We start from the raw sequence: 12,671 nt of genomic DNA on the forward strand, positions 1-12,671 counted from the left end.
TGTCGAAGAAGCAAGCCCGAAGGGCGCAGCGGATTCGGAAGACAGCTTGATCTTAAGTCGAGGCATAGGGCTGGCATAAGCCTTTCTGCATTGTCTAGTTTTGAGGGAATACCTTCTCTCAAAGTCGTACCTTGAAAACTACACAGAAGACAAAATGAAAGAAAATCATCGAAGGCTGTAGAAATACAGCAAAGATTTTCCGAACATTTTAGGATCACAAACCAAGACAAGAACATCAGAAATGATGCCTTGAAGGCGAAACACACGATGAAAGTCGTGGAAAAGTCAAGCTACGAAAGGCATACGGTGGATGCCTTGGCGTCAGGAGTCGAAGAAGGACGCGATCAGCTGCGAAAAGCCGTGGGGAGCCGCAAATAGGCCTCGATTCACGGATATCCGAATGGGGCAACCCAGTGCGAGTCATGTCGCACTACCCGAAAGGGAGACAAACCCGGTGAACTGAAACATCTAAGTAGCCGGAGGAAAAGTAAACAATAGTGATTCTCTTAGTAGCGGCGAGCGAAAAGGGAAGAGCCCAAACCGAGAGCTTTCGGGCTTTCGGGGTTGAGGACCAGCAAAAAGGGAAAGCAGCCTAGTGGAACGGCATGGGAAGGCCGGGCAAAGAGAGTGAAACCCTCGTACACGAAAGGCTGAAGAACGGGCTGGGATCCAGAGTACCACGGGACACGAGGAACCCTGTGGGAAGCGGGGTGGACCACCATCCAAGGCAAAATACTACCTGACGACCGATAGAGGAAAGTACCGTGAGGGAAAGGCGAAAAGAACCGCGGGAGCGGAGTGAAATAGAACCTGAAACCGTATGTCCACAAGCAGTCGAAGCGCATTATTGGCGCGACGGCGTGCCTATTGAAGAATGAACCGGCGAGTTGTCCCGTCGAGCAAGGTTAAGCGGAAGACGCGGAGCCGAAGCGAAAGCGAGTCTTAAGAGGGCGAAGAGTTCGACGGGGCAGACCCGAAACCACAGTGATCTATGCATGGCCAGGCTGAAACCCAGGTAAAATTGGGCGGAGGGCCGAACCCGTGAGTGTTGAAAAACTTTGGGATGAGCTGTGCATAGGGGTGAAATGCCAATCGAACGTGGAGATAGCTGGTTCTCCCCGAAATAGCTTTAGGGCTAGCCTCGGGCGATGCATGCAGACGGTAGAGCACTGATCGGGCAAGGGGGCGTAAAGCCTACCGACCCCAGTCAAACTGCGAATGGCTGCATGGCAAGCCCGGGAGTCAGCGTGCGAGTGATAAGACCCGTACGCAAGAGGGAAACAGCCCAGACCGCCAGCTAAGGTCCCCAATGCTGTACTAAGTGGAAAAGGATGTAGGAATTCGAAAACAACCAGGATGTTGGCTCAGAAGCAGCCACCATTTAAAGAGTGCGTAATAGCTCACTGGTCGAGAGTCCCTGCGCCGAAGATGTCCGGGGCTCAAGTACAGAACCGAAGCTGCGGCTGCATAGGAAACTATGCGGGGTAGGGGAGCGTACCATGGGCGGAGAAGCCGTACCGGAAGGAGCGGTGGAGCGCATGGCAGTGAGAATGCCGGTATGAGTAGCGAAAAGGCCAGCAAGAATCTGGCCCACCGAAAGCCTGAGGTTTCCTGGGCAACGCTCGTCGTCCCAGGGTCAGTCGGGACCTAAGCCGAGGCAGCAAGCATAGGCGATGGACAACTGGCAAACATTCCAGTACCGCAGGGAGTCGTTTGAGTGATGGAGTGACGCAGGAGGGAGCTTGGGCGCGCGAATGGAAGAGCGCGTCGAAGCCGGTAGGCTGCAAGGGAGGCAAATCCCCCTTGTAAAAGCCGAGACGTGACAGGGAGGCAAACCTTTGGGTGAGCCGAAGCCAAGCGGACCACACTGCCGAGAAAAGCTTCTAGCGAGACGAACTGCGCCCGTACCGAAACCGACACAGGCAGGCAGGGAGAGGATCCTAAGGTGCGCGGGAAAACCCTCGTTAAGGAACTCTGCAAATTGCATCCGTAACTTCGGGAAAAGGATGGCCGTTCCTGGTGAAGACCCTAGCGGTTGGAGCTGGAGGCGGCGACAGAAGAGAAGCCCAAGCGACTGTTTACCACAAACACAGGTGCCTGCAAAAGAGAAATCTGACGTATAGGTGCTGACGCCTGCCCGGTGCTGGAAGGTTAAGGGGAGAGGTCAGGAGCAATCCGAAGCCTTGAGCTGAAGCCCCAGTAAACGGCGGCCGTAACTATAACGGTCCTAAGGTAGCGAAATTCCTTGTCGGGTAAGTTCCGACCCGCACGAAAGGCGTAACGATTTGGGCACTGTCTCGACGAGGGGCCCGGTGAAATTGAAATACCTGTGAAGATGCAGGTTACCCGCGACTGGACAGAAAGACCCCATGGAGCTTTACTGCAGCTTGGCATTGATGCCCGGCGGATGATGTACAGGATAGGTGGGAGGCTGAGAAAGGCGACCGCAAGGACGCCCGGAGCCGCTGTTGGGATACCACCCTTCCTCCGCTGGTCATCTAACCGGAGTGGTTACGACACTCGGGACAGTGCCAGGTGGGCAGTTTGACTGGGGCGGTCGCCTCCGAAAGAGCAACGGAGGCGTCCAAAGGTTCCCTCAGCGCGGACAGAAATCGCGCGAAGAGCATAAAGGCAGAAGGGAGCTTGACTGCGAGACCGACAAGTCGAGCAGGTACGAAAGTAGGGCTTAGTGATCCGGTGGAATGAGAGTGGAATTGCCATCGCTCAACGGATAAAAGCTACCCTGGGGATAACAGGCTAATCTCTCCCAAGAGTCCATATCGACGGGGAGGTTTGGCACCTCGATGTCGGCTCATCACATCCTGGGGCTGAAGCAGGTCCCAAGGGTTGGGCTGTTCGCCCATTAAAGTGGTACGTGAGCTGGGTTCAGAACGTCGTGAGACAGTTCGGTCCATATCCATCGCGGGCGGAAGAAACCTGAAGGGGGCTGCTCCTAGTACGAGAGGACCGGAGTGGACGGACCGACGGTGTACCAGTCATGGCGCCAGCCGTGCAGCTGGGTAGCTGCGTCCGGAAAGGATAAACGCTGAAAGCATCTAAGCGTGAAACCAGCCCTAAGATGAAGTTTCTCACGGAGTAGTCCGGTAAGGCACCTCAAAGACGATGAGGTTGATAGGCGGGGAGTGGAAGCGTCGCAAGGCGTGCAGCCGACCCGTACTAATATGCCGAGGGCTTGACCTAAGTTTCGCCAACACCCTAAAATGTTCTTGTCTTCTGTATAGTTTTGAGGGTGTGCTGAGCTGTCGAAGAGACAAACCCGCAAGGGTGCAGTCGATTCGGAAACAGCTCGTATGCGAAAACGTCCCAAGAGTGCAAGCTGAAAGCGCAGCGCGATTGGCTAACGTTGACCGCCTACCTTCAAACAATATCCAGTGGCGATAGCTGAGTGGTTCCACCTGTTCCCATCCCGAACACAGTCGTTAAGCACTCATACGTCGAAAGTACTTGGTTGGAGACGACCTGGGAGGATAGAAAGCTGCTGGTTCTGACAAATGCCACCGCTGATGCGGTGGCATACTTATGGCGGCTGTGGTGAAGTGGTTAACACACTGGATTGTGGCTCCAGCATTCGTGGGTTCGAGCCCCACCAGTCGCCCCATTAGGGGTATAGCTCAACTGGTAGAGCAACGGTCTCCAAAACCGTAGGTTGTGAGTTCAAGTCTTACTGCCCCTGCCATGTGTGAAAAACAATTTTATATAGAATACGGAGTGGTACTCAAGAGGCTGAAGAGGACGGTTTGCTAAATCGTTAGTGTGGGCAACTGCAGCGGAGGTTCGAATCCTCTCCACTCCGCCATTAGGAAACGGAAGCTTCCAAGCTGTGCTTGGGAGCTTTATTGTTGTGGAAAACAAGGTTTGACAATGTCCTTCTCTTATGATATTATTTTACGGTAAATGTGCGGATGTGCCTGATATGTCCGTCGTTTTCAACCGCTCGATGAGGTTTCAAAACAGTGAAGCTGTACCGTAGTCGGCGAGTAACACGTAAGGAGGTGTTTTTATGTACGCTATTATCAAGACAGGCGGCAAGCAGTATCGTGTTGCCGAGGGCGATGTCATTCGTGTTGAAAAGCTCGACGCTGCAGAAGGCGAGGGTGTGACGTTTGATGAGGTTCTTACGGTTGTTGACGGCGACACCGTCAAAGTCGGACGTCCGCTGCTCGAGGGAGCAAAGGTGACCGGCAAGGTTCAGGAGCAGGGTAAGGCCAAGAAGATTCTCGTTTTCAAATACAAGGCGAAATCAAATTACCGCCGTCGCCAGGGTCATCGCCAGCCTTTTACGAAGGTTGTTATCGAGAAGATTGAGGCCTGATGATCGAGATCCGAATAGAGCGACGGGACGGAAAAATATCGGGCTGCCAAGTGAAAGGTCATAGCGGTACGGCGGAGCGCGGTTTTGATATTGTTTGCGCAGGAGTTTCCAGCCTTGTACAAGCTGCTCTTCTTGGCATAGGGAAGCATCTGCATCGCGAGGTAAGATATAGGGTCGCGAGCGGAGACTTTTTTATGGAACTTAAGAGTTCGCCCGATGATTTGACAGAAGCCGTGCTTGAAACCATGCGGCTGGGGTTGGAGGAGATTGTGAAGATTGATTCCAATGCCGTAAGAATTGAGTATAGGGAGAGGTGAATATGATGTTTGCTTTTGATTTGCAGCTTTTTGCCCATAAAAAGGGTGTCAGCAGCACACGCAATGGTCGGGACAGCGAGTCCAAGCGCCTTGGTGTCAAGGAGCATGCCGGTACGGTGGTGACAGCCGGGAGCATTCTTGTGCGTCAGCGTGGAACACATTTCCATCCGGGACATAATGTGGGCATTGGCAAGGATGATACGCTTTTTGCCAAGGTGGCGGGCAAGGTCGCTTTCGAGCGCAAGGGTCGCTACAATCGCCAAGTCAGCGTTTATCCGACGGCTTGATTGCCCTATAGCAAGGCAATATAGAAAAGTACCTGCGCCTTCTGTGACGCAGGTATCTTTTTCTATCTGCGGTTTGTTTTTCAAACGCTTGGCGCCCATGCTTTATGCCCAGAAGAATCTGGGCACGAGGCATGTGCATCAGGATGGGAAAGGAGGAAAAAATGCAGTTCATTGACAGGACGAAGATCAGTGTGAAGGCGGGTGATGGAGGAAAGGGAAAATCAGCTTTTCGCCGTGAGAAGTTCATCCCGAAAGGCGGACCCTCCGGCGGCGACGGTGGTCGCGGTGCGGATATCGTTTTCCTTGTTGACCGCAATATGAATACTTTGTTGGATTTCCGTTATCATCGGAAGTTCAAGGGAGCAAATGGCGGCAATGGGGATATCAAGAATATGACCGGTGCAAACGCCGAACCTTGCATCGTAAAAGTACCGCCGGGAACACTGGTGAAGGATGCTCTGACGGGTGATGTGCTGGCTGACTTGATGGAAATCGGACAGCGTGTTGTTATTGCCAAGGGCGGTCGCGGCGGTCGCGGCAATGCACGCTTTTCTAATCCCGCAAATCGGGCGCCGACGCTTGCAGAGCTTGGCGAGCCGGGAGAGAACAAGGAACTGCTTCTGGAATTAAAATTGCTTGCGGATGTCGGTCTTGTGGGGTATCCAAGTGTGGGAAAATCGAGCCTTATTTCAGCTGTTTCGGCAGCACGCCCTGAGGTTGCGGCATACCACTTCACGACATTGGTTCCCGTGCTCGGCGTCGTGAAGACGGATTATGAGAAAAATTTTGTTATGGCCGATATTCCCGGCCTTATCGAAGGTGCGGCGGATGGTGCAGGGCTCGGACATGATTTCCTGCGCCATGTGGAGCGCACGCGGCTCATCCTCCACCTTGTTGATGCCTCGGGGTTGGAAGGTCGTGATCCCGTGGAGGATTACTACCGCATCAATGCCGAACTAAGAAAATACAGTGAAAAAATTGCTGCGCGTACGCAGATTCTTGTGGCGAATAAGATGGATCTGCCTGAGGCGGCGGAGAATTTGCCGCGTCTTGAAGCGCTGGCGAAAAAAGAAGGCATTCGTATCTTTGCGATTTCAGCGGCAGCGCACCAGGGGTTGGGGGAGCTTATTTCCTATGTGGGAGAAACTCTTGAAACCCTGAAGGCAGAGCCGTTGGAAGAAAAACAGAAGGTGCGTGTTTACGATGCTTCGCAAGATGGGGCGCTGGATGAGGAAATTGTAACAATCACAAGAAATGATCGCGGTGATTTCATCGTTGCGAACAAGGCGTTGGAGAAGCTTGTCGCCATGACGAATTTTGGAAACGATGAGGCGGTGCGGCGGTTTCAGTATATTTGGCGCATGAAAAAAATGGATGCAAAACTTCAGGAGCGCGGCATTAAAGAGGGCATGACGGTGCATATTGGCGATATGGAGTTTGAGTATCACGAGTAGCCAAAAAGAAAAGAGGAGGCTTTCGGATGGAAGCACGCGAGCGTCTGCGCGAGGCAAAGCGCGTTGTCGTTAAGGTTGGCACAAGTACGTTGGTACATGCATCGGGCAAACCGGATTTCCGACGCATGGATCGTCTCGTACGCGAGATTGCTGATCTCAAGAACGAGGGACGTGAAATGGTGCTTGTAAGCTCGGGCGCCATCGCCATAGGCATGGATCGTATGGGACTGCGTGAAAAGCCGGCAGAAATGCCTGCTCGACAGGCATTGGCTGCCATCGGCCAATTCAGTCTTATGACGCTTTACAAGAAGTTTTTCTCCGATTATGGACAGACGGCTGCGCAGGTGCTATTAACAAAGGAAAATGCGGCGCGTCACCACCAGTATGCCAATTCGCGCAATGCTCTTTTGGAGTTGCTTTCCATGGGAGCGGTACCGATTATCAACGAAAACGATGTTGTTGCCGTCGACGAAATCAAGATTGGCGACAACGATACGCTTTCTGCCACAGTCGCGACATTGATCGATGCGGATGCCTTGCTGATTCTTTCGGATATTGACGGTCTTTATACGGCGAATCCGCAAACGGATAAAACGGCACGGTTGATTCCTGTGGTTCGAGAAATTACACCGGAAATCGAACGTATGGCAGGCGGTGCAAGCTCATCCTTCGGCACGGGCGGCATGGCGACAAAGATCGAGGCGGCGAAGATTGCTGTAAATACAGGCGTGACATTTGTTATTGCTCCGAGTGAGAGAGAGGATGTGATTGCTGCTGTTCTTGCGGGCGATTCTGTGGGCACGGTATTCCCTGCGAAAGAATCACATCTCAATGTACGCAAGGGATGGCTTGCTTTTGGCAAGCGCATTGCGGGCGATATCATCGTGGACGAAGGCTGCGCGGAAGCCATGCGTCTCAAAGGTTCCAGTCTCCTCGCGGCCGGCATTGTTTCTTTTGAAGGGGATTTTTCTGCCGGCGCCACGGTGCGCGTGCTTTCGGAAAATCACCAGGAGCTTGCGCGTGGTATTGTCAATTATGGCGCAGCGGAACTTTTGAAGATTGCAGGACGGCAGAGCCGTGATTTTACTAATCTGTTGGACGGCAAGATTCATGAGGAGGTTATTCATCGCGATAATATGGTGCTGATGGTCTGAGTGTGCCGAATGTGCGCAAATAACGTAGGAGGGGTTTGGCGTGAGTGTCGAAGAAATGGTTCGGAGAAAAGCTGAGGCGGCAAAACATGCGTCACGTCAGCTGGCCTTATTGTCGCCCGGCATGAAGAACAAGGCGCTTTATGCGATGGCTGAGGCATTGGAGAAACGGGCGAACCTTGTGCTTGAGGCGAATGCGCAGGATTTGGAAGAAGCTCGGACGAAAAAGGAAATCAAGCGCTCCTATCTTGACAGGCTCATGCTTGATGAGAACCGCATCCATGCGATGGCAGAGGGATTGCGTGAAACGGCGGCGCTTGCGGATCCTGTCGGACGCGGTGACTTTTCGACGGTGCGCCCGAATGGGCTCGAGATTCGACGCGTGCGTGTGCCCCTTGGCGTCATCGGCATTATCTACGAGGCACGCCCCAATGTGACAGCGGACGCAGCGGGACTTTGCCTGAAGTCGGGCAATGCCGTTATTTTACGTGGGGGTTCGGAAGCCATTCGCTCCAACACGGCAATTTCTTATTTGCTGGCAACGGCAGCCTATGAGGCGGGAATTCCCGAAGGAGCAATCCAATTCATTGATTCGCCCGATCGAAAAGCGGTAGAGGTGATGCTTCATCTTGAAGGCTTCCTCGACGCTGTCATTCCACGCGGCGGCGCCGGACTTATCCGCTTTGTGGTACGCAACAGCAGGGTGCCTGTCATCGAGACGGGCAGCGGTGTCTGCCATACCTTTGTGGATGAAAGCGCTGATTTTTCCATGGCAGAGGAAATTGCCCTCAATGCCAAGGTTTCACGACCTTCCGTCTGCAATGCAATGGAGACGCTGCTCGTGCATGAAAACATTGCGGGGAGTTTCCTGCCGCGTATTGTCAAGGCAATGGAAGAAGCGCATGTGGAGGTGCGCGGCTGTGATAAGACGCGCAGCATTTGCAGCTGGCTCAAGCCGGCGGAGGAAGAGGACTGGTCGACAGAATACGGCGATTTGATTCTTTCGGTCAAGGTGGTGTGCAGTCTGACAGAGGCTATTGAACATATCAACCGATATAACACGGGGCATTCGGAAACAATTGTCACGAACGATCTTAAGAACGCACATCGTTTCCAGGCGGAGGTCGATGCGGCGGCGGTCTATGTCAATGCCTCGACGCGTTTCACGGATGGGCAGGAATTTGGTTTCGGGGCGGAAATCGGCATCAGCACGCAGAAGCTTCACGCACGCGGCCCGATGGGGCTTGTTGAGCTCACGGCGATGAAGTATCTCATCTACGGAACGGGACAAGTACGATGCTGAAAGCATTCTTTGGCTATTGGCGCACAGTGTGCCAATATCTGGCGACAGAGAAAGGCAATCATGACTTTTGGGATCATCTGCGGGCACTCGTGCTTATTGTTTTGAGCATGGCGGCAGCCGTGGCCCTTGTGCATTTTGTCTTTGGCTGATTCCAGCCGAATTGCCTGCCGTTCGTTTGCGGTTTCCTGCCGGATCGGTGTTTTAGGGGAATGGAGGTAGGTGCATGGAAGAGAGGAAACGACGTGTCGGTATTATGGGCGGTACATTTGATCCGATACATGTCGGGCATTTGATCATTGCGGAGACAGTACGCGAGGCATTGTCCCTTTCGGAAGTCCTGTTCATTCCTGCATCGATACCGCCGCATAAGCCGGATCAGCCGGTCATGGCGGCAGAGCACCGCCTGGTGCTTGTGAAGCTTGCGACGAACAGCAACCCGTTTTTTCGGGTTCTTGATATTGAGTTCAGACGAAAGGGACCGTCGTATTCTTACGATACACTTAAAGCGCTTATACAGGAGTATGGCAGGCAACAGGAATTCTGTTTCATTATTGGCGGTGATGAGGTGAACAGCATCCTTTCCTGGTATCGTGCGGAGGAATTGTTTTCACTCTGCCATTTTGCTGCGGCGAAACGTCAGGGTTCTCCTATCTCTTTGTCGGAGATACGCAAAAAGTTTGGGGATGCGGCACTTTCGCGCATTCATCTTGTGACGACTCCGGAATTGGAAATTTCTTCGACGGATATTCGCCGTCGTCTGCAAGAGGGACGTTCCATACGTTATCTTGTGCCAGAAGAAGTTGAGGCGTATATCTACAAGGAAGGTCTGTATCAATGAATTACGAGGCAATGAAAGAGGAACTGCAAAAGCGTCTGAAACACAGCCGTTATGTGCATTCCTTAGGCGTGGCGGACACAGCTGTGCAGCTGGCAGGACGTTTCGGGGTGGACAAGGAACAGGCCCGCATCGCCGGTCTGCTGCACGACTGTGCGCGTGAATATCCGACGGCACGCCTGCCTGAGGAAGCAGCGCGGCATGGAATCTCTTACGGGGAAGTGGAACGGACGATGCCCCTTCTTTTGCATGCCTATGTAGGAGCAAAACGAGCGGCAGAGCTTTATGGAGTCCATGACGCGGAAATTGCACAGGCTATATGGCGCCATACGGTAGGCGGGGAACATATGACAAAGCTCGATAAAATCATTTATTTTGCGGATATGATCGAGCCGGGCCGCGATTACCCGGAGGCGGAGGAACTGCGTAGCCTGTCCCGTACGGCGGATCTTGATGATCTGATGTTCGAGGGACTTTCCCAGTCCATCCTCTTTGTTCTCAAAACGAGACGACTTATTCATCCGGCAACCATCGCCGCACGCAATGAGATTCTTCTCGCACGCAAGGAAAAAGAAGGGCTGCGTCCATGAGAAGCCGAACACAGGAAAACATTCGTGAAAAACGTCGCCGCCTTGCCCGTCGTCGCCGTCTTGCACGGGCGCGGCTCATCGTATTTCTCTTTTTTCTCAGCATATTTCTTGCTGTTCTTGCTGTGGCAGGGTATTTTCTCTACGGCATCGGACATCGCATCTACCAGGATATTGATACGGTATACCAGGGCTACGAGGAGCGGCGTCAGATACGCGATCAGCATATCGATGCGAGGTTTGACGGGTATACGAATGTGCTCGTTCTTGGTATTGACGACGGCGCAGATGAGAATGGCACGGAAGGCCAGCATGCGGATACGATCCTGCTCCTCAGCATGGAAAATGCGACGGGAAGCCTGCGTGCCATTACCGTGCCGCCTGCCATGCTCGTTTCATCGCCACAGGGTGGGGAGATGCGGGCGACCGATCTTTATTCTCATGGCGGGGCGCCCGTGATGGTACAGACGTTCTCAAATCTCTTGGGAGTATCCATTCATCAATACGTGACGATGGATACGAAAGCATTGGCTGAACTTGTTGATGTCCTGGGAGGCATCGATCTCTATGTCGAGGACGAGATGAATTACGATGATCCGGAGGCAGGGCTTTCCATTCATATTCCCAAGGGGTTCCAACATATGGATGGCGATACGGCGCAGAAATATCTGCGCTATCGCAGCTCCGAGCTTGGGGAGGTCGGACGCCTGCACCGCCAACAACGCTTTGCCAAGGCGCTTTACGAAAAGTTTTTACAGGTTGACACGATTCCCAAATTGCCTGATGTCGCTGATATCTTTAAATATCGCATGACGACGAGCGCCGAGATTTTTGATTCGGCACGTCTCGCGAAGGTGCTGAAAAATTTGAGCGGTGAACCGCCTAAGACCGTGTTGCTGCCCATTGTACAGCACGATGGCTATTGGCTGCCTGATCGGGCGAATATTCAGCAAAAAATTGGAGAATTGTTTCCCGAACTGGTAAAGCAGGAGTAAGAAAATGTCGATAACAAATAGGAGCATTGATTTTTTCAGTGGTTCCGGTGGATATGACCCACAGCAGGAGGCATGAGTTTTGAGCAATACACCTGAGGAAATGAGCCAGGCAATCGCCAAGGCAGCAAGCGACAAGAAGGCGCAAGATATCGTTGTCATGCGCATGGCTGAACTTACGACGGCCACGGACTATTTCATCGTCTGCTCTGCCAATACGGCGACGCAGGTGCGCGCCATTGCGGACAACATTGAAGAAGAACTCGCGAAGGCGGGGATGCCATATCTGCATAAGGAAGGCTATCGTGAAGGCGAATGGGTTCTTCTCGATTACGGCGACTGCGTCGCGCATGTCTTTATGACAGAGAGCCGTGCTTTTTATGCGCTCGAGCGTCTTTGGAGCGATGCCGAAATGACGCGGTATGAGGATTAGTGGATGACGGAAAAGCAACGCGGGAAATACGGTCCGAGTACGGTTGCAACACTTCGCGTGGCGCGTATCGGCGAGTTTGGCGCTTTCCTTGACGCAGGGACAGGAAATACCTCGGACGATATTTTGCTACATCACACGCAGCAGACGCATGAGGTGCAGATTGGCGAGGATGTCGAAGTGTTTCTTTATCTCGATCCCAAACGCCGTCTGACAGCGAGCATGAAGGTGCCGCAGATGAAAGAAGGGCAAATTGCACGGCTTAAAGTCATTAACGTGAGCCGTGACGGTGCTTTTCTTGATGTCGGCGCCGAGCGCGGCATCTTTTTGCCCTATGCGGGCATGCGGGGGCGGCCGCAGATTGGTGAAGTCGTTTGGGCGAAACTCTACACGGATAAATCCGGTCGTCTTGCCGTGACAATGGAAGTGGAGGATGAGATTCGCCGTGCCTCGCGGCCTGCCACGAATGTGCGTGTGGGAACGATGCTTCATGGCTCCATTTACAATATCACGGAGAGCGGGGCATTTCTTTTTACCGATGAGCGGTATATCGTTTTTATCGCGAACAAGGAGATGGAAGAAAGGCCGCGCGTCGGTGAGGAAATGATGGTGCGCGTGACATATTTGCGCCCGGACGGCAGACTCAACGGTTCGTTTCGTGAGCGGAAAGAACGGGCTCTTCTGACGGATGCGGAGAAAATCCTGCAGCTTATGAAAAGTCATAAGGGAAAGATGCCATACAGTGACAAGACTTCGCCCGAGATCATTAAAAGCAAGTTCCGAATCAGCAAGGCGGCGTTTAAACGGGCTCTTGGACATTTGATGAAAGAAGGCCGAGTTGAGGAAAAGGATGGCTGGACGATTTTTAAGGACAAGACGGAAAATCGCGGATGAGCGAAAGCGTGTTTGTCTGTGAGGACAGAGAAAAGGAAATGCTCTGAATGGGTAAGAGGATTGAGCCATGCTGCCCGAGGTGCAGCTG

Annotated in this window: 12 protein-coding genes, 3 tRNA genes and 2 rRNA genes; all 17 read left to right on the forward strand. The window is 53.0% G+C overall.

Features of this window, described 5'->3' with window-relative positions; translation table 11 throughout:
• Window positions 1–283: 283 nt before the first annotated feature.
• The 17 genes from ACRTGH_RS09800 to ACRTGH_RS09880 all read left to right on the forward strand — a co-directional run bounded on the left by ACRTGH_RS09800 (window position 284) and on the right by ACRTGH_RS09880 (window position 12,583).
• Window positions 284–3,201, forward strand: a 23S ribosomal RNA gene (locus ACRTGH_RS09800).
• A 187-nt stretch (window positions 3,202–3,388) separates the two neighbouring features.
• Window positions 3,389–3,505, forward strand: a 5S ribosomal RNA gene (rrf, locus tag ACRTGH_RS09805).
• 38 nt (window positions 3,506–3,543) lie between these two features.
• Window positions 3,544–3,619, forward strand: a tRNA-His gene (locus ACRTGH_RS09810).
• Between the two features lie 2 nt (window positions 3,620–3,621).
• Window positions 3,622–3,697: transfer RNA gene (locus ACRTGH_RS09815), tRNA-Trp, on the forward strand.
• Between the two features lie 29 nt (window positions 3,698–3,726).
• Window positions 3,727–3,817 (forward strand) — tRNA-Ser (locus ACRTGH_RS09820).
• Between the two features lie 204 nt (window positions 3,818–4,021).
• Window positions 4,022–4,333, forward strand: a complete 312-nt coding sequence (gene rplU / locus ACRTGH_RS09825; protein ID WP_368846209.1) for a 50S ribosomal protein L21 — start codon at window positions 4,022–4,024, stop codon at window positions 4,331–4,333.
• Window positions 4,333–4,650, forward strand: a complete 318-nt coding sequence (locus tag ACRTGH_RS09830; RefSeq protein ID WP_368846208.1) for a ribosomal-processing cysteine protease Prp — start codon at window positions 4,333–4,335, stop codon at window positions 4,648–4,650. Before rplU ends, ACRTGH_RS09830 begins: the two co-directional genes overlap by 1 nt.
• A gap of 5 nt (window positions 4,651–4,655) precedes the next feature.
• Window positions 4,656–4,937 (forward strand): 50S ribosomal protein L27, encoded by a 282-nt coding sequence (gene rpmA, locus ACRTGH_RS09835; RefSeq protein WP_368846243.1) that lies wholly within the window; start codon window positions 4,656–4,658, stop codon window positions 4,935–4,937.
• Window positions 4,938–5,098: 161 nt separating this feature from the next.
• Entirely contained in the window at window positions 5,099–6,391 is a 1,293-nt protein-coding gene (gene obgE / locus ACRTGH_RS09840) for a GTPase ObgE (protein WP_368846207.1), read from the forward strand.
• A 26-nt stretch (window positions 6,392–6,417) separates the two neighbouring features.
• Window positions 6,418–7,545 carry a glutamate 5-kinase gene (proB, locus tag ACRTGH_RS09845; protein WP_368846206.1) on the forward strand — a complete coding sequence of 376 codons (1,128 nt, stop codon included), beginning with the start codon at window positions 6,418–6,420 and terminating at the stop codon, window positions 7,543–7,545.
• Window positions 7,546–7,600: 55 nt separating this feature from the next.
• The gene (locus ACRTGH_RS09850) at window positions 7,601–8,845 is read left to right on the forward strand and encodes a glutamate-5-semialdehyde dehydrogenase (protein ID WP_438474872.1); all 1,245 of its coding nucleotides are present in this window, start codon (window positions 7,601–7,603) and stop codon (window positions 8,843–8,845) included.
• Window positions 8,839–8,994 carry a hypothetical protein gene (locus tag ACRTGH_RS09855; RefSeq protein WP_368846204.1) on the forward strand — a complete coding sequence of 52 codons (156 nt, stop codon included), beginning with the start codon at window positions 8,839–8,841 and terminating at the stop codon, window positions 8,992–8,994. Before ACRTGH_RS09850 ends, ACRTGH_RS09855 begins: the two co-directional genes overlap by 7 nt.
• A 74-nt stretch (window positions 8,995–9,068) precedes the next feature.
• Window positions 9,069–9,683 (forward strand): nicotinate-nucleotide adenylyltransferase, encoded by a 615-nt coding sequence (gene nadD, locus ACRTGH_RS09860; RefSeq protein ID WP_368846203.1) that lies wholly within the window; start codon window positions 9,069–9,071, stop codon window positions 9,681–9,683.
• Window positions 9,680–10,270, forward strand: coding sequence for a bis(5'-nucleosyl)-tetraphosphatase (symmetrical) YqeK (gene yqeK / locus ACRTGH_RS09865; RefSeq protein WP_368846202.1), 591 nt, complete (start codon window positions 9,680–9,682; stop codon window positions 10,268–10,270). Before nadD ends, yqeK begins: the two co-directional genes overlap by 4 nt.
• A complete protein-coding gene (locus tag ACRTGH_RS09870) occupies window positions 10,267–11,262 on the forward strand; it encodes an LCP family protein (RefSeq protein ID WP_368846201.1) in 996 nt (331 codons plus the stop codon). Before yqeK ends, ACRTGH_RS09870 begins: the two co-directional genes overlap by 4 nt.
• A gap of 100 nt (window positions 11,263–11,362) precedes the next feature.
• Window positions 11,363–11,692, forward strand: coding sequence for a ribosome silencing factor (gene rsfS, locus ACRTGH_RS09875; RefSeq protein ID WP_368846242.1), 330 nt, complete (start codon window positions 11,363–11,365; stop codon window positions 11,690–11,692).
• A gap of 3 nt (window positions 11,693–11,695) precedes the next feature.
• A complete protein-coding gene (locus tag ACRTGH_RS09880; RefSeq protein ID WP_368846200.1) occupies window positions 11,696–12,583 on the forward strand; it encodes a CvfB family protein in 888 nt (295 codons plus the stop codon).
• Window positions 12,584–12,671 lie beyond the last annotated feature (88 nt).

The sequence above is a fragment of the Selenomonas oralis genome, assembly GCF_051603425.1.
Classification (GTDB): Bacteria; Bacillota; Negativicutes; order Selenomonadales; family Selenomonadaceae; genus Selenomonas; species Selenomonas sputigena_A.